The organism is Ectopseudomonas toyotomiensis, assembly GCF_017167985.1.
In the GTDB taxonomy this organism is placed as follows: Bacteria; Pseudomonadota; Gammaproteobacteria; order Pseudomonadales; family Pseudomonadaceae; genus Aquipseudomonas; species Aquipseudomonas toyotomiensis.
Map to the genome: position 1 here is coordinate 1,793,134 of NZ_CP070505.1, position 15,816 is coordinate 1,808,949.

Sequence of the window (15,816 nt, forward strand, 5' to 3'; positions counted from 1 at the left end):
GCACCAATAAACCGTCAGCGGTGCGCACCGCGCACCCTACCCATTAACCCTTGAAGCTGTCGCAGAAGGCCTGCGCCTCGGCCACATCCAGGGTGCCTTCGTAGATGGCGCGGCCGGTGATGGCGCCGATGATGCCGGGCGAACGCGCCAGCAGCAGCTTCTCGATATCACCCAGGTTGTGGATGCCGCCGGAGGCGATCACCGGAATGCGGCTGGCGGCAGCCAGCGCAGCGGTGGCTTCGACGTTGCAGCCCTGCATCATGCCGTCTTTGGCAATGTCGGTATAAACGATGGCCGAGACGCCGTCAGCCTCGAAGCGCTTGGCCAGATCGGTAGCCTGCACACTGGACACTTCCGCCCAGCCGTCGGTGGCGACGAAGCCGTCCTTGGCGTCCAGGCCGACGATGACCTTGCCGGGGAAGGCCTTGCACGCCTCGGTGACGAACTCGGGCTCTTTCACGGCCTTGGTGCCGATGATCACGTAGCTGACGCCAGCGCGAACGTAGTGCTCGATGGTCTCCAGAGTACGGATACCGCCGCCGATCTGGATCGGCAGGGTCGGGTAGCGCTTGGCGATGGCGGTGACCACTTCACCATTGACCGGCTGCCCTTCGAAGGCGCCGTTCAGGTCGACCAGATGCAGACGACGGCAGCCACCCTCGACCCACTTGGCAGCCATGCTCACCGGGTCATCGGAGAACACCGTGGAGTCTTCCATGCGGCCCTGACGCAGACGCACGCAGGCGCCGTCCTTCAGATCGATAGCGGGGATAATCAGCATCGGTTGAACCTGCTCAAGTTTGAATTCGGTAAGGCGCTCAGCTCTTTTCGAGCGCCCAGAGGTCGCTCTCGATGCTTTCGAACCTGTCTTTCAGGTGTGCCTGCACATCGAGAATCGCCTTGTTGTAGTAGTGCGGCGCCAGCTCGCGGGTGATCTGGTCGAGGACTTCCTGCACTTCGAAGGTGCCCAGCTGCAGCTCGAAACGCTCATCGAGAAAGCGCTTCAGCATCAGCAGCGCGGCCTGCTCCTGGGCAGGCTCGAGCGCCAGACTGGGGACCTTGCTGCGGGCCATTACCAGCGACCATCCCAGGCGGCGAAGTTCTGCAGCAACTGCAGGCCGTGGGTATGGCTCTTCTCCGGGTGGAACTGCACGGCGAAGCGCGAGCCTTCGGCCAATGCCGCAGCGAAGTCCTTGCCGTAGTGGCCACGACCGACCACCTGCTGCGGCTTGCCGGCCTCGATGTAATAGCTGTGCACGAAGTAGAAGCGTGCGCTGTCCGGGATGTCGTGCCACAGCGGGTGCTTGACCGCCTGCGCCACTTCGTTCCAGCCCATGTGCGGCACCTTGAGGCGCTCGCCATCCTCACTCAGGTCCTTGCCGAAGAAGCGCACCTGACCGGGGAACAGGCCGATGCAGTCGACGCCATCGTTCTCCTCGCTGCGCTCGAGCAGCGCCTGCATGCCGACGCAGATGCCGAGGAACGGACGATCGGCGCTGACTTCACGCACCAGCTCGTCGAAACCCAGACGCCTGATCTCGGCCATGCAGTCGCGGATCGCGCCGACACCGGGGAACACCACACGATCAGCCTCGCGAATCACCTTGGCGTCCGAGGTCACCAGCACGCGGCCAGCGCCAACATGCTCCAGCGCCTTGGCCACTGAGTGCAGGTTGCCCATGCCATAGTCGATTACGGCTACCGTCTGCATTTACAGGCAGCCCTTGGTCGACGGCATCTGCCCGGCCATGCGCGGGTCCAGTTCCACGGCCATGCGCAGCGCGCGGCCGAAGGCCTTGAACACGGTCTCGATCTGGTGGTGGGTGTTGTGCCCACGCAGGTTGTCGATGTGCAGGCTGACCAGTGCATGGTTGACGAAGCCCTGGAAGAATTCCTGGAACAGGTCAACGTCGAAGTTGCCAACCACCGCGCGGGTGAACGGCACGTGCATCTGCAGGCCGGGACGGCCGGAGAAGTCGATCACCACGCGCGACAGCGCTTCGTCCAGCGGCACGTAGGAATGGCCGTAACGAGTCATGCCCTTCTTGTCGCCAATGGCCTTGGTAAAGGCCTGGCCGAGAGTAATGCCGACGTCCTCGACGGTATGGTGGTCGTCGATATGCAGATCGCCCTTGCACTCGATATCGAGGTCGATCAGACCATGACGGGCGATCTGGTCGAGCATGTGCTCGAGAAAGGGCACACCGATATCGAAGCGCGCCTTACCGGTGCCATCCAGGTTGATCGAGACCTTGACCTGGGTCTCCAGGGTGTTGCGCTCGACGAATGCCGTACGTTCGGCCATCACCAGCTCCACGAATTACTAACGGAAAAAGGCCAGCATTATAGGCGTGCCGGGGCGGCAACGGCTACCGGCGATGGTCGGACGGGCAGAAACGAAAAAGCCCGCGCAGGCGCGAGGCCTGAGCGGGCTTTTCCACAAGCACGGCGTTACTGGAACAGCACGACGGTCTTCTGCAGGGTGATCCACACACCCCAGGCCAGCGGGATACCCACCACCAGCCAGGCGGCGACTGCCACCGGCTTGCTCGACGGATCAGCCGACCACTCCAGCTCGCTCGCTGCCGGCGCCGACTTCTCGCCATGGGCGCGCTCGGCGGCCAGCTCGGCCTCGGTCATGAAGTACTTCGGCGCCACCGGACGCACCAGGGAGTTGCAGATGAAGCCCAGCACCAGCAGACCGGCAAGGATGTACAGAGTGATGTCGTAGGCCGCAGCCTTCTCCACTCCGATGCTCAACTGGTACTCGCGCAGGTAGTTGACCAGCACCGGGCCAAGCACACCAGCCACCGCCCAGGCAGTCAGCAGGCGACCGTGGATCGCGCCGACCATCTGCGTGCCGAACAAATCGGCCAGGTAGGCGGGCACGGTGGCGAAGCCGCCGCCGTACATCGACAGGATGATGCAGAACGCCAGCACGAACAGCGCCAGGCTGCCCAGGTGACCGAGCATCGGCACCGAAGCGTAGAGCGCGAAGCCCAGCCCGAAGAACACGAAGTAGGTGCCCTTGCGACCGATGAAGTCCGAGCAGGAGGCCCAGAAGAAGCGGCCACCGATGTTGAACAGGCTGAGCAGACCGGTGAAGCCCGCAGCGATGGCGGCGATCTCGACCAGTTGCGCGGAGCTGAGCTCGTTGAAGGCCAGGTCGACACCGATCAGCTTGCCGGCGAAGACTTCCTGCAGCAGCGGCGAAGCCATGCCGATGATGCCGATACCCGCCGACACATTCAGGCACAGCACGGCCCAGACCAGCCAGAACTGCGGGGTCTTCCACGCGGTGTTCACGTGTACGTGACCCTTGGTGATCATCGCGTTGTTGGCCTTGGCTGTCGGCGCGGTCCAGCCTGCCGGTTTCCAGCCGGTCGGCGGTACGCGGTAGGACAGCGCACCACCCATCATGAAGATGAAGTAGATCACCGCCATGACCACGAAGCTCTGCCACACGCCCACGCCTTCAGCCGACGCGAAGTGATTCATCAGGATTGCCGCCAGCGGCGCACCGACCATCGCACCACCGCCGAAGCCCATGATCGCCATGCCGGTGGCCATGCCGCGCTTGTCCGGGAACCACTTGATCAAGGTCGAAACCGGCGAGATGTAACCCAGGCCGAGACCGATACCACCGATGACCCCCGAGCCCAGCCATAGCAGCCAGATCTGGTGGGTATAGATACCCAGCGCGGAAATCAGCAGACCGCCGCACCAGCACAGCGCGGAGACCACGCCCGCCTTACGCGGGCCAGCATGTTCCAACCAGCCACCCCAGATGGCAGCCGAGCAGCCGAGGAAAACGAAGAACAGGGTATAGATCCAGCCGAGCATGGAGATCTGCCAGTCGCAGTTGCTGGCGAAGATCTGCTCGAAGAAGCCCATTTCCGGGGCACAGGCCGTGGCAGCGGTGATACCGACCGCCTTCGACAGCGGCAACCAGAATACCGAGAAGCCGTAGGCCATGCCGATACACAGGTGAATGGCGAGAGCGGCTGGCGGAACCAACCAACGGTTGAAACCGGGGCGCGCGATGATGCGCTCCTTGGACAGAAATGCAGGCTTCGCCACATCGCCGTCCAATACAAAGGCGTCAGTCATAGAGTAGGTCTCTTCTTATGGTTACGAGCAAGCAAGGGCAATCGCATAGACTCGCCGAGGTAAAAGCTTGCGGAGAGTAGCACCAGGGCGCGACAAATCGCCGCGCAAGAAGTCAATTTTTATCAATTTATGCAGATTTTTTGCTTTTTACGCAAAAACCCAAAAGACCTCATCTATTGCGTGATAGACGGCGTCGATACAACTGCCAATCCACTGCCCGGCGCAGCTGCGGGGAACCGCTCGAACCTATTCCGATCCAAGCTCGAGCCGATCACCTGCTCAGCGCCTCAAGCGGGCGCCTGGACATGGCGCCATGACGCTATAATCGGCAGTCTTCTGCACACCGCCATTCCAGCTCTCGAAACCAAGGACCCGTTCATGAAAGCGTTAGGCAAGATCCTGGGCCTTTTCTTTCTCGGCTTGCTGCTGATCGTAGTGGCGCTGCTGTTCGCCCTGACTCATCTGTTCGACCCCAACGATTACAAGGACGAGATCCGCCAGATCGCCCGCGACAAGGCCAACCTCGAGCTGCAGCTCAGGGGCGACATCGGCTGGAGCCTGTTCCCCTGGCTGGGTCTGGAGCTGACCGACGCCACCCTGGCCAGCGCCGATACCCCGGACAAACCTTTCGCCGACCTGCGCATGATCGGCCTTTCCGTCCGCGTGATGCCGCTGCTGCGTAAGGAAGTGCAGATGAGCGACATCCGCGTTGACGGACTCAACCTCAACCTCCAGCGTGACGACAAAGGCCATGGCAACTGGGAAGGCGTTGGCCGCCCGGCCCAGGCCAGTGCGCCACAGCAAACACCCAGCGAGCCGGCGCCGAGCGAAGAAACGCCGCCGAGCCAGCCGAGTGACAAACCGGCCGGCCAGCCGGTCAAACTGGATATCGACAGCCTGACCCTGAGCAACTCGCGCATCGACTACAGCGATGCGCAGAAAGGTCAACAACTCACCGTCGAGAATATCGAGCTGAAAACCGGCGCCATCCGCGAGGGTGCCAGTATCCCGGTCAAGCTCAGCGCCTTCTTCGGCACCAATCAGCCAGTGCTGCGTGCACGCAGCGAGATTGAAGGCCAGCTACGCTTCGACCGCGCGCTCAAGCGCTATCAGTTCGAAGACCTGAAACTGGCCGGTGAAGCCTCGGGCGAGCCACTTAAGGGCAAGACCCTCAACTTCTCTGCCCAAGGCCAACTGCTGGTGGACCTGGCTGCCAACGTAGCCGAGTGGAATGGCCTCAAGCTATCGGCCAACCAATTGCGCGCCCTCGGCGAGATCAAGGCGCGCGAACTGGGCGAGGACGCCAAGATCTCCGGCGGGCTGTCCATCGCCTCGCTCAACCTGCGCGAGTTCCTCGACGGCATCGGCGTCGAATTGCCGGCCATGCAGGCTGGCGATGCGCTTAACCAGTTCGAGCTGGTCAGCCGCCTGAACGGTTCGAGCAAGGGCATGATGTTCGAAGAGCTCAACCTCAAACTCGACGGCAGCACCTTCACCGGTAAGCTGGGCGTGGCCGATGTCAGCAAGCAGGAACTGCGCGTCGACCTCAAGGGCGACAAGCTCGACCTGAACCGCTACCTGCCGCCCAAAACCCAGGATAGCGCCGCTGCCGCGCGCAAGGCGGAGGTCAAGGACAGTATCGCCGGCGCCGGCAAGGACGGCTCCACCCCACTGCCTAACAAACCCACCCAGCAGGCCTGGAGTGATGAGAAAGTGCTGCCGGTGGACCAATTGCGCAAACTCGACCTGCAACTGGCGCTGAGCCTCGGCCAGCTCACCTACGACAAGCAGCCCTTCACCGACGTCAATCTCAAGGCCAATGGCCGGGGCGGTCTGATCACGGTGGAAGAGGCGCGCGGCAAACTGCAGGGCGGCAGCTTCGTCGGTAGCGGGCGCATCGACATGCGCCAGGCCGAGCCGATGCTCAGCGTGGAAAAGCGCGTCAGCCGTATGCCACTGGAACCGCTGCTGAAGAAGGACGATCAGCCGTCGCCGATCAAGGGCCTGCTCGACCTGGATGCCAAATTCAACACCCGCGGCAACAGCCAGAAGGCCTGGATCGAAGCGCTCAACGGCAACGCCAGCTTCGTGCTCAACGACGGCGTGCTGGTCGACGCCAACCTCGAACAGCAACTGTGCCGCGGCATCGCCACCCTCAACCGCAAGGCGCTGAGTAACCCGCCAACCGGCAAGGACACCCCCTTCCGCGAACTAAAGGGCAGCCTCAGCGTGCGCGATGGCGTCGCCCATAACCCGGACCTCAAGGCCCAGGTGCCGGGCCTGGCAGTCAGCGGCAACGGCGACCTCGACCTGCGCGTGCTCGGCCTCGACTACAAGGTCGGTATCACCCTGGAAGGCGACCAGCGCGAAATGCCGGACCCGGCCTGCCAGGTCAACGAGCGCTACGTCGGCATCGAATGGCCGCTGCGCTGTCGCGGCCCGCTGGAGCTCGGCGCCAAGGCCTGCCGCCTGGATCAGGACGGCCTGGGCAAGATCGCTGCGCGCCTGGCCGGCAACAAACTGACCGAGAAGCTGGAAGAGAAGCTCGGCGACAAGGTCAGCCCGGATCTGAAAGACGCACTCAAGGGCCTGTTCAATCGATGAGCCCCGAGCAGTTCAACAGCGCCGTGCTGGCCTGGTACGACCAGCACGGACGCAAGGATCTGCCCTGGCAGCAGAACATCACGCCGTATCGTGTCTGGGTTTCGGAAATCATGCTGCAGCAGACCCAGGTCAGCACCGTGCTCGGCTACTTCGACCGTTTTATGGCCGCATTACCCACGGTACGCGACCTAGCCGAAGCTCCCGAGGATGAAGTACTGCACCTGTGGACCGGCCTGGGTTACTACACCCGCGCGCGCAACCTGCAGAAGACCGCACAGATCGTCATGCGTGAGCACGGTGGCGAGTTCCCGCGCAGCGTCGAGGCGCTGGCCGAACTGCCCGGCATTGGTCGCTCCACCGCCGGCGCCATCGCCAGTCTGAGCATGGGCGTACGAGCGCCGATCCTCGACGGCAACGTCAAGCGTGTGCTGGCGCGCTACGTGGCGCAGGAGGGCTACCCAGGCGAGCCGAAAGTGGCCAAACAGCTGTGGGACGTGGCCGAGCGCTTCACCCCGCATGAACGCGTCAACCACTACACCCAGGCGATGATGGACCTCGGCGCCACCCTCTGCACACGAAGCAAACCCACCTGCCTGCTGTGCCCGGTGCGCAGCGGCTGCCAGGCGCATCTGCTCGGCCTGGAAATCCGCTACCCGGCGCCCAAGCCGCGCAAGACACTGCCGCAGAAACGCACGCTGATGCCGCTGCTGGTCAATCACGCCGGTGACATCCTGCTCTATCGCCGCCCCTCAACCGGGCTATGGGGCGGACTGTGGAGCCTGCCGGAGCTGGACGACCTCTCCCAGCTCGATGATCTCGGCAGACAAAAACAGCTCCAACTCGGCGAGCGCCGCGAGCTGGAAGGCCTGACCCACACCTTCAGCCACTTCCAGCTAGCCATCGAACCCTGGCTGATCGAGGTAACCGAACAGCCAGGTCGCGTGGCCGAGGCCGACTGGCTCTGGTATAACCTCGCCACCCCGCCGCGCCTGGGCCTCGCCGCCCCGGTGAAGAAGCTGCTCAAACGCGCGGCGCAAGCCATTACCGCTGGAGAACCGACATGACCCGCACCGTACAGTGCCGCAAATACAAACAGGAACTGCCCGGCCTGGATCGCGCGCCCTACCCCGGCCCCAAGGGCGAAGACATCTTCGCCAACGTTTCCAAGCAAGCCTGGGACGAGTGGCAGAAACACCAGACCATGCTGATCAACGAGCGTCGCCTGAACATGATGAACGCCGAAGACCGCAAGTTCCTGCAAGCCGAGATGGACAAGTTCCTCTCCGGCGAGGAATACGCCCAGGCCGAAGGCTATGTACCGCCAAGCGAATAAGACGTAGGGTGCGCCGCGCGCACCAGGGCATCTACAGGGCGGTGCGCACGACGCACCCTACCCTCACGAACCTAAGCGCCCGAAATAATTAAATATTTTTCAAACCCGCGCTTGACACTGATCCTTCAAATCCGTCTAATAGCGCCCCGTTGGCCCAGGTAGCTCAGTTGGTAGAGCAGGGGATTGAAAATCCCCGTGTCGGCGGTTCGATTCCGTCCCTGGGCACCATGAATAGCAAACGAAGAGCCTCAGCCATGTGCTGGGGCTTTTTGCTTTCTGTCTCCGGCAATTTTCGTGTGCCATTGTTTCGCCTGCGCGACAAGCAACTGTAACCAGGCGACACCTGCAACCCGGCGACCCTCTATCGCCCAGCAAACGGCTTGGCGGTCACGGAAACGCTATGCTAGCTTGGCCGCCAGCCAGGACGGCCCGCCGTACGCCGGAGTGCATTCGAAGAAGAAGAGGACACCACCCCATGGCCGAGGCGACGCCCGCGCTGGAAATCCGCAACCTGCACAAACGCTACGGCGATCTCGAAGTGCTCAAGGGTATTTCACTGACGGCCAAAGACGGCGACGTCATCTCCATTCTCGGCTCTTCCGGCTCCGGCAAGTCCACTTTTCTGCGCTGCATCAATCTGCTGGAAAACCCGCATCAGGGTCAGATTTTCGTCGCTGGCGAGGAGCTCAAGCTCAAGGCCGCGAAGAATGGCGATCTGGTTGCTGCCGACAACAGGCAGATCAATCGCCTGCGCAGCGAGATCGGTTTCGTCTTCCAGAACTTCAACCTGTGGCCGCACATGAGCGTGCTTGACAACATCATCGAGGCGCCGCGCCGCGTGCTTGGCCAGAGCAAGGCCGAAGCCATCGAGGTGGCCGAGGCGCTGCTGGCCAAGGTCGGCATCGCCGACAAGCGTCATGTGTATCCCAACCAGCTTTCCGGCGGCCAGCAGCAACGCGCAGCCATCGCCCGCACCCTGGCCATGCAGCCGAAGGTGATCCTGTTCGACGAGCCGACTTCGGCGCTCGACCCGGAGATGGTACAAGAAGTGCTTAATGTGATTCGCGCGCTTGCCGATGAGGGTCGCACCATGCTGCTGGTGACCCATGAAATGAGTTTCGCTCGCCAGGTTTCCAGTGAGGTGGTGTTCCTCCACCAAGGCCTGGTCGAGGAACAGGGGCCACCCGCCCAGGTGTTTGACAACCCCAACTCGGCACGCTGTAAACAATTCATGTCCAGCAATCGCTAACACGGAGCAACATGCATGCAGAACTATAAGAAGATCCTGCTGGCCGCAGCCGCTACCCTGGCTTTCGGCACCAGCGCTGTCGCAGCTGACAAACTGAAACTCGGCACCGAAGGCGCCTACCCACCCTTCAACCTGATCGACGCCAGTGGCAAGGTCACCGGCTTCGACGTGGAAATCGGCCAGGCGCTGTGCGCCAAGATGCAGGCCGAGTGCGAAGTGGTCACCTCTGACTGGGATGGCATTATCCCGGCCCTAAACGCCAAGAAATTCGACTTCCTGATCGCTTCGATGTCGATCACCGAAGAGCGTCAGGCAGCGGTCGACTTTACCGAGCCCTACTACACCAACAAGCTACAGTTCATCGCACCGAAATCGGCCGACTTCAAGACCGATGCCGGCAGCCTCAAAGGCAAGGTGATCGGTGCGCAGCGCGCCACCATTGCCGGCACCTGGCTGGAAGACAACCTGGACAAGGTGGTCGACATCAAGCTGTATGACACCCAGGAAAACGCCTACCTCGACCTGGCTTCCGGTCGTCTCGACGGCGTACTGGCTGACACCTTCGTCAACTGGGAATGGCTCAAGAGCGACGCTGGCAAGGACTTCGAGTTCAAGGGCGACCCGGTATTCGACAACGACAAGATCGGCATCGCCGTGCGCAAGGGCGACCCGCTGCGCGAGAAGCTGAACACCGCTCTGCAGGCCATCATCGAAGACGGCACCTACAAGCAGATCAACGACAAGTACTTCCCGTTCAGCATCTATTGATGACCTGAAGGCATTGCGCCGCCCAATGGGCGGCGCAGTTGCCCGAGCCCTCCGATGATTTTCGAACTCCACGGATTCGGCCCCGCCCTGGCCGCCGGCACCCTGATGACCATCCAACTGGCGCTGTCCGCGCTGGCAGTGGGTCTGGTGCTTGGCCTGCTCGGTGCGCTGGCCAAGACTTCGCCGTACAAGCCGCTGCAGTGGCTCGGCGGCAGCTATTCCACCATCGTGCGCGGCGTACCCGAATTGCTCTGGGTGCTGCTGATCTATTTCGGCACGGTTGGCCTGATGCGCAGCCTGGCCGACCTGCTTGGCGTCGAGAGCCTCGAACTCTCCGCCTTCGCCGCGGGCACCATTGCTCTCGGCCTGTGTTTCGGCGCGTATGCCACCGAAGTGTTCCGTGGCGCCATCCTGGCGATCCCCAAGGGCCACCGCGAAGCCGGCATGGCACTGGGTATGTCCAAGGCGCGCATTCTCTGGAAGTTGATCCTGCCGCAGATGTGGCGCATCGCCCTGCCCGGCCTGGGCAACCTGTTCATGATTCTGATGAAGGACACCGCACTGGTGTCGGTGATCGGCCTGGAAGAGATCATGCGCCGTTCGCAGATCGCCGTGACCGCCAGCAAGGAGCCCTTCACCTTCTACATGGTCGCCGCCTTCATTTATCTGGGCCTGACCGTTCTCGCCATGATCGGCCTGCATTTCCTCGAGAAGCGCGCTAGCCGCGGCTTCGTCCGGAGCGCCTCATGAACTGGGAAGTCATCATCAAGTGGCTGCCGCGCCTGTCCGAAGGTGCGCTGCTGACCCTGGAGCTGGTGGCCATCGCGGTCGTCGCCGGCCTGATCCTCGCACTGCCGATGGGCATCGCCCGCGCGTCCAAACACTGGTACGTGCGCGCCCTGCCCTATGGCTACATCTTCTTCTTCCGCGGCACGCCGCTGCTGGTACAGCTGTTTTTGGTCTACTACGGCCTGGCGCAATTCGACGCCGTGCGCCAGGGCCCACTCTGGCCCTACCTGCGCTCGCCTTACTGGTGCGCGATCATCACCATGACCCTGCACACCGCCGCCTATATCGCCGAGATCCTGCGCGGTGCCATTCAGGCCGTGCCGCCTGGTGAAGTGGAAGCGGCGCGCGCACTGGGCATGTCGCGGGCCAAGACCATGTTCTACATCGTTCTGCCGCGCGCTGCGCGCATCGGCCTGCCGGCCTACAGCAACGAGGTGATCCTGATGCTCAAGGCCAGCGCCCTGGCCAGCACCGTGACGCTGCTGGAGCTGACCGGCATGGCGCGCACCATCATCGCGCGCACCTATTTGCCGGTGGAGATATTCTTTGCCGCAGGCCTGTTCTACCTGGTCATCGCCTTCGTTCTGGTGCGCGCCTTCCGCCTGCTGGAGCGCTGGCTGCGCGTCGACGCCTGCCAGGGTCGCTAAGCCAATCGGGCGGCCTACTTGGCAGCCCGGTTCAACCAGACGCATGAGCGCCATGTCCGAGCCCATCCTTACCTCTGGCGATCTGCTCGCTCGCTTCCAGGCCTTGGACAGCTTTCTTCTGCAACATCAGGCGCTCTGGCGACCTCGGCCGTTTCATCACCTGCAACTGCCTTGGGAAACGGAGCTGGCGGAACTCGCTACCTGGCTGCGCGGCCGCTCCCTGGAACAGGCTGAGGCCAGCGACAACAGCCCCTTCGCCCTCTCTGCACCAGCCCCCTTTCCTGAGCTGGCCCACCAAGCGCAAGCACTTAGCCAGCTGGGCGAGATTCCATACCTGGACAGTCCTCCGCGTGCGCACACCTTCAGCGTCGATGTACCTGGCAGAAAGCTGGCGCAGATCCAGGCCTTCGCAAACCATCTGCAGTTTCGCCAGCGCCCCACGCACTGGCTCGACTGGTGCTCCGGCAAAGGCCACCTCGGTCGCTGGCTGACTCAGGATGACCAGCACCTGACCTGCCTGGAGTACGACCCGGCGCTGATCGAGTCCGGCAGCGCACTGAGCAAACGCCTGGGACTGGACGCCGCACACCTACAGCAGGATGTGCTTGCCGATGATTGCGATGAGCGCCTGACGCAAGAACATACCCCGGTGGCCCTGCACGCCTGTGGCGACCTGCATGTCCGCCTGCTGCAACTGGCCAGCCGCAACGGATGCCCACAACTGGCGGTTGCGCCCTGCTGCTACAACCGCATCGCCGGCCTGCAATACCAAGCGCTCTCGAATGCCGCACAAGCCTCCGCCTTGCGGCTTTCACGCGACGACCTCGGCCTGCCGCTGAGCGAGACCGTTACCGCTGGCGCGCGCGTGCGCAGACAACGCAATCAGTCGATGGCCTGGCGCCTGGCTTTCGATCTGCTGCAACGCCAGCTACGCGGCATCGATGAATACCTGCCAACGCCATCGCTGCCCAGCGACTGGTTGAGCAAACCGTTCCCCAGCTTCTGTCATGACCTCACCGAACTGCGTGAAGTGCCAGCGCCTGGCGAGCAGGACTGGCCGGCACTGGAAGCTCGCGGCTGGCAACGCCTGGCCGAAGTGCGCAATCTGGAGTTGCTGCGCAACCTGTTCCGCCGGCCATTGGAACTCTGGCTGCTGCTCGACCGCGCCCTGTATCTGCAGGACCAGGGCTACGAAGTGAAGCTGGGCACCTTCTGCGATTACCAGCTGAGCCCGCGCAACCTGCTACTACTGGCCGAACGCGCCTGAGTTGCACACAGAAGCTGTGGATAACTCTGTTGATCCTTTCTGGGCAAATGCGCCAAAGCCACTTGGGAATTGCCTCGTAGACGTCTGATCATTTTTCGAACAGTCCTCGAAGCCCTAGCAAAAACAACAACTTGCGAAAAATCGTGATCGAATGCACAGAGCCGGTGCGCCACCATCGCACGCGCCTTCTCTTTGTGCATAAGCCAGATGCTGCTGATAGCCGAGCCCGGAAAAACCTGGCTCGAAGGTGGCTTTACTCAGGCTTACGAATGGATATAATGGCGCCCCCACAATGCCGGTATAGCTCAGCTGGTAGAGCAACTGACTTGTAATCAGTAGGTCCCGGGTTCGACTCCTGGTGCCGGCACCATATTTCAAAGCCTCGCTCAAGCGGGGCTTTGTCTTTTCTGCTTCATCGCCCCGTACGGGTGTAGTTGGCGTCCCGGTCATAGACCTGGGTCACCTCACAGATCACCCCAGACCGGAACACCAACTTGTTCTCCAAGCCATAGGGTTCGAAAACCAGCAGCGCGCTGTCCGCGTAGGCGATCTCATCGCAATAGCGGGTATGGATGTGCATGCTTTCTTCGATGGTTTGGTAGTGATTTCTTTCGACGCTTTTTATATTGATGGGAATTCGTTCCACCGCGTCGACACTCGCAGCCGAAATAGCAGTAACGACCGTCAGGGCACAGATAAACACTCGCACTTACCACCTCCGTGGACCAGCGCCACTTTCAAGAAACGCAGACATTACCCCAGACCTCTTGGCATTAACCATCCCCTTGCATTGAACCACCCATAAAGGCATGCTGCCATCATCGCCAGTTCACCAGCCCTTGCGCGGATAGACCGTCATCCTGTGATGAAATAAATCCGGCTAGACATTCATGCTGCTTATACCACCCACGCCAGCATGCCGGCGCCAATATTACAGCGAAACCACGAGACTCAGCCGGCAATGGGAAAACTGCACTCACTTCAAGCTCTCCGTGGAATAGCCGTACTAGCGGTTCTGCTCTTTCATATGATTGCGGTGGAAGGCAAATACAGCGCTGGAGCCACATTGCTCGCGCATGAGGCGCTCTGGCTGCAACTTGGAGTCGACCTGTTCTTCGTTATAAGCGGCTTCGTCATGGTGCTGGTAACCCGCAATCGCTTTCAACAGCCAAGAGAACTGGGGCGCTTTCTTTTTCATCGCTTGGCGCGCATCTATCCCAATTACTGGATCTATTTTCTGCTCACCCTATCCGTGCTGCTGTTCCAGCCTCGCTTGGTCAATTCATCGCATGGCGGCTCTAATATCTGGCTGTCTCTTTTTCTTATACCCAACGAGCAAGTGCAACTGGTCATGGTTGCATGGTCACTGATATTTGAACTCTGGTTCTATCTCGTTTTCAGTGCCTTTCTCTTGTGTCGCGAAAAATGGTTACCTACTCTGCTCGCAAGTTGGGCCCTGGGGCTGATCATATTCAACGTATCTGCCGATCTCGAAGCGTTCTCTCCCCTGATGAAAATAGTGCTACACCCCTACGCCCTCGAGTTCATTTTAGGCAGCACGACAGCCCTGATATTTTTCAGCCGCCACGCCAGTCGTATACCTCTGGCTCCGGTGTGCCTGCTCGCCGCGCTGACCATGATTGCGCTGCCCTGGTTTTTCAGCGCACAAGTTTCAGGCACCCAGGGCGTACTGCGCATGCTGCTGTGCGGTGGCAGCTTCGCTCTGCTACTGCTTGCTCTGGCGTTACTGGAACAGCGCCAACACTGGGCGCCACCGGCCATGCTCAGTGCAATAGGTGACATGTCTTACACCGTCTATCTCTCACACATACTGGTGTTGGGTGTAATCGGGAAGCTCTGGCAATGGTATGGGCCTGACCCGAGCACTCTGCTCGATAACGCCCTGTTTGTTTCGCTCATGTTCGGCGCCGCACTCAGTTATGGCTGGCTCGCCTACAGAACACTGGAAAAGCCCTTGGTGAATTTGCTGAATCAGTATGGAAATCGCTGGTTCAGGCAGAAGGATCCGACGATTCTGGACTCCGCCCCCCGCTAAGGAAAGTCGAGCATGGCCAAGGTTATCAATGGCGGGCTGGATGCCCTGAAAGTTGCACTTTCCTGCATGGTACTGGCGGTACATTGCGGTTTTCTCGGTGGCAATGGCACCCTACTGGGCTACCAGTTGAACAGTGGTATTTTCAGAATTACCGTGCCGGTCTTCTTCCTAATAAGTGGCTACTACCTGTACCACAGCCTGCAGCGCGACCCACACAGCATCAAGTTGTGGTTGCGCCGAGCCGTTACACTCTATGTTTTCTGGATGATACTTTACGCGCCCTTCTATGTAACACCTGCCACATTCGAGGATTTAAGAGGCGTCATAGCGCTCATCAAACATTGGCTGATCGGCTTTTTCCATTTGTGGTATGTCATCGCCATGATTGGCGGTGGCGTCATGATCTACCTTCTTCGCCACAAGAGTAACCGCACGCTCCTGTGCCTGACCCTTCTGCTCTACTGCACCGGAGCGGTCCTTCAGTACATGCGCGCTTATTATGAAATCCCAAACCCCTTACTTCAGCACATCAACAATAACGATTATGTAGGCAGAAACTTCCTGTTTGTCGCCTTTCCGTTGATGACTCTGGGTTTTTTGATTGCCCGCAACCGGCTTCCGGAAAAAATAACCACCAGCCAAACCCTGGCACTCTTACTGCTTGGCTGCGCGCTGGTTCTGGCAGAGGCAACGCTGCACTATCAGTTGCAACAGGACTCGCTACGCAAGCTGAACTTCGATTGCATGTTGTCGATTCTGATCGCAGCGCCAGCACTGTTTTTGCTGCCTCTGCGCCACATCATCGAAGGACGCAGCTTGATACCCGCCAAGCTATCTGCGGCAATCTACTATCTTCACCCGTTGCTGCTGATATTGCTGGTGGGCGTCGGGCTCGAAGAGAGCACGTCAACCACTTTGATCGTATTGGCGCTTTCTCTGCCGGCCTCGGCGTTGCTGATACTTGCCAGTCGCCGATTGCGTTTCGTGCTCTGA

At 60.9% G+C, this 15,816-nt stretch carries 16 protein-coding genes and 2 tRNA genes; 12 read left to right on the forward strand and 6 right to left on the reverse strand.

What is annotated here, in order from left to right; all coding sequences use genetic code 11:
- Positions 1 to 43: 43 nt before the first annotated feature.
- From hisA to JWV26_RS08280, 5 genes are all read right to left on the reverse strand, one after another.
- Entirely contained in the window at positions 44 to 781 is a 738-nt protein-coding gene (hisA, locus tag JWV26_RS08260) for a 1-(5-phosphoribosyl)-5-[(5-phosphoribosylamino)methylideneamino]imidazole-4-carboxamide isomerase (protein WP_017675946.1), read from the reverse strand.
- A gap of 37 nt (positions 782 to 818) precedes the next feature.
- Positions 819 to 1,073 (reverse strand): DUF2164 domain-containing protein, encoded by a 255-nt coding sequence (locus JWV26_RS08265; protein WP_017675947.1) that lies wholly within the window; start codon positions 1,071 to 1,073, stop codon positions 819 to 821.
- On the reverse strand, positions 1,073 to 1,711 hold the full coding sequence (gene hisH, locus JWV26_RS08270; protein ID WP_196460001.1) for an imidazole glycerol phosphate synthase subunit HisH: 639 nt from the start codon (positions 1,709 to 1,711) through the stop codon (positions 1,073 to 1,075). The genes JWV26_RS08265 and hisH overlap by 1 nt, the downstream gene beginning before the upstream one ends.
- Positions 1,712 to 2,305: an imidazoleglycerol-phosphate dehydratase HisB gene (hisB, locus tag JWV26_RS08275; RefSeq protein ID WP_017675949.1), complete on the reverse strand. Its 594-nt coding sequence runs from the start codon at positions 2,303 to 2,305 to the stop codon at positions 1,712 to 1,714.
- A 146-nt stretch (positions 2,306 to 2,451) separates the two neighbouring features.
- On the reverse strand, positions 2,452 to 4,110 hold the full coding sequence (locus tag JWV26_RS08280) for an OFA family MFS transporter (protein WP_072424827.1): 1,659 nt from the start codon (positions 4,108 to 4,110) through the stop codon (positions 2,452 to 2,454).
- Positions 4,111 to 4,488: 378 nt separating this feature from the next.
- On the opposite strand from JWV26_RS08280, the gene JWV26_RS08285 reads away from it, so the two are divergent.
- The 10 genes from JWV26_RS08285 to JWV26_RS08330 all read left to right on the forward strand — a co-directional run bounded on the left by JWV26_RS08285 (position 4,489) and on the right by JWV26_RS08330 (position 13,137).
- Positions 4,489 to 6,714, forward strand: a complete 2,226-nt coding sequence (locus JWV26_RS08285) for an AsmA family protein (RefSeq protein WP_206418794.1) — start codon at positions 4,489 to 4,491, stop codon at positions 6,712 to 6,714.
- Positions 6,711 to 7,778 (forward strand): A/G-specific adenine glycosylase, encoded by a 1,068-nt coding sequence (gene mutY / locus JWV26_RS08290; RefSeq protein ID WP_206418795.1) that lies wholly within the window; start codon positions 6,711 to 6,713, stop codon positions 7,776 to 7,778. Before JWV26_RS08285 ends, mutY begins: the two co-directional genes overlap by 4 nt.
- On the forward strand, positions 7,775 to 8,047 hold the full coding sequence (locus tag JWV26_RS08295; protein ID WP_013717633.1) for an oxidative damage protection protein: 273 nt from the start codon (positions 7,775 to 7,777) through the stop codon (positions 8,045 to 8,047). Before mutY ends, JWV26_RS08295 begins: the two co-directional genes overlap by 4 nt.
- 152 nt (positions 8,048 to 8,199) lie before the next feature.
- Positions 8,200 to 8,275: transfer RNA gene (locus JWV26_RS08300), tRNA-Phe, on the forward strand.
- 247 nt (positions 8,276 to 8,522) lie between these two features.
- Entirely contained in the window at positions 8,523 to 9,296 is a 774-nt protein-coding gene (locus tag JWV26_RS08305) for an ABC transporter ATP-binding protein (protein WP_072424824.1), read from the forward strand.
- Positions 9,297 to 9,311: 15 nt separating this feature from the next.
- On the forward strand, positions 9,312 to 10,064 hold the full coding sequence (locus JWV26_RS08310; RefSeq protein ID WP_045735743.1) for an ABC transporter substrate-binding protein: 753 nt from the start codon (positions 9,312 to 9,314) through the stop codon (positions 10,062 to 10,064).
- 54 nt (positions 10,065 to 10,118) lie between these two features.
- A complete protein-coding gene (locus tag JWV26_RS08315; RefSeq protein WP_072424823.1) occupies positions 10,119 to 10,814 on the forward strand; it encodes an ABC transporter permease in 696 nt (231 codons plus the stop codon).
- On the forward strand, positions 10,811 to 11,500 hold the full coding sequence (locus JWV26_RS08320) for an ABC transporter permease (protein WP_017675959.1): 690 nt from the start codon (positions 10,811 to 10,813) through the stop codon (positions 11,498 to 11,500). The genes JWV26_RS08315 and JWV26_RS08320 overlap by 4 nt, the downstream gene beginning before the upstream one ends.
- Before the next feature lie 52 nt (positions 11,501 to 11,552).
- Positions 11,553 to 12,767: a methyltransferase gene (locus JWV26_RS08325; RefSeq protein ID WP_206418796.1), complete on the forward strand. Its 1,215-nt coding sequence runs from the start codon at positions 11,553 to 11,555 to the stop codon at positions 12,765 to 12,767.
- 294 nt (positions 12,768 to 13,061) lie between these two features.
- A tRNA-Thr gene (locus tag JWV26_RS08330) sits at positions 13,062 to 13,137 on the forward strand.
- A 42-nt stretch (positions 13,138 to 13,179) separates the two neighbouring features.
- On the opposite strand, the gene JWV26_RS08335 is transcribed toward JWV26_RS08330, so the two are convergent.
- Positions 13,180 to 13,476, reverse strand: a complete 297-nt coding sequence (locus JWV26_RS08335; RefSeq protein WP_241201284.1) for a hypothetical protein — start codon at positions 13,474 to 13,476, stop codon at positions 13,180 to 13,182.
- A 252-nt stretch (positions 13,477 to 13,728) separates the two neighbouring features.
- On the opposite strand from JWV26_RS08335, the gene JWV26_RS08340 reads away from it, so the two are divergent.
- Both JWV26_RS08340 and JWV26_RS08345 read left to right on the forward strand, forming a co-directional pair.
- Positions 13,729 to 14,823 carry an acyltransferase family protein gene (locus JWV26_RS08340; RefSeq protein WP_206418797.1) on the forward strand — a complete coding sequence of 365 codons (1,095 nt, stop codon included), beginning with the start codon at positions 13,729 to 13,731 and terminating at the stop codon, positions 14,821 to 14,823.
- A 12-nt stretch (positions 14,824 to 14,835) separates the two neighbouring features.
- Positions 14,836 to 15,816, forward strand: a complete 981-nt coding sequence (locus JWV26_RS08345; RefSeq protein WP_206418798.1) for an acyltransferase family protein — start codon at positions 14,836 to 14,838, stop codon at positions 15,814 to 15,816.

Bases quoted from the DNA above. Each gene is read 5' to 3' on its own strand.
- hisA (WP_017675946.1), bottom strand. From the start codon at position 781: ATGCTGATTATCCCCGCTATCGATCTGAAGGACGGCGCCTGCGTGCGT.
- JWV26_RS08265 (WP_017675947.1), bottom strand. From the start codon at position 1,073: ATGGCCCGCAGCAAGGTCCCCAGTCTGGCGCTCGAGCCTGCCCAGGAG.
- hisH (WP_196460001.1), bottom strand. From the start codon at position 1,711: ATGCAGACGGTAGCCGTAATCGACTATGGCATGGGCAACCTGCACTCA.
- hisB (WP_017675949.1), bottom strand. From the start codon at position 2,305: ATGGCCGAACGTACGGCATTCGTCGAGCGCAACACCCTGGAGACCCAG.
- JWV26_RS08280 (WP_072424827.1), bottom strand. From the start codon at position 4,110: ATGACTGACGCCTTTGTATTGGACGGCGATGTGGCGAAGCCTGCATTT.
- JWV26_RS08285 (WP_206418794.1), top strand. From the start codon at position 4,489: ATGAAAGCGTTAGGCAAGATCCTGGGCCTTTTCTTTCTCGGCTTGCTG.
- mutY (WP_206418795.1), top strand. From the start codon at position 6,711: ATGAGCCCCGAGCAGTTCAACAGCGCCGTGCTGGCCTGGTACGACCAG.
- JWV26_RS08295 (WP_013717633.1), top strand. From the start codon at position 7,775: ATGACCCGCACCGTACAGTGCCGCAAATACAAACAGGAACTGCCCGGC.
- JWV26_RS08305 (WP_072424824.1), top strand. From the start codon at position 8,523: ATGGCCGAGGCGACGCCCGCGCTGGAAATCCGCAACCTGCACAAACGC.
- JWV26_RS08310 (WP_045735743.1), top strand. From the start codon at position 9,312: ATGCAGAACTATAAGAAGATCCTGCTGGCCGCAGCCGCTACCCTGGCT.
- JWV26_RS08315 (WP_072424823.1), top strand. From the start codon at position 10,119: ATGATTTTCGAACTCCACGGATTCGGCCCCGCCCTGGCCGCCGGCACC.
- JWV26_RS08320 (WP_017675959.1), top strand. From the start codon at position 10,811: ATGAACTGGGAAGTCATCATCAAGTGGCTGCCGCGCCTGTCCGAAGGT.
- JWV26_RS08325 (WP_206418796.1), top strand. From the start codon at position 11,553: ATGTCCGAGCCCATCCTTACCTCTGGCGATCTGCTCGCTCGCTTCCAG.
- JWV26_RS08340 (WP_206418797.1), top strand. From the start codon at position 13,729: ATGGGAAAACTGCACTCACTTCAAGCTCTCCGTGGAATAGCCGTACTA.
- JWV26_RS08345 (WP_206418798.1), top strand. From the start codon at position 14,836: ATGGCCAAGGTTATCAATGGCGGGCTGGATGCCCTGAAAGTTGCACTT.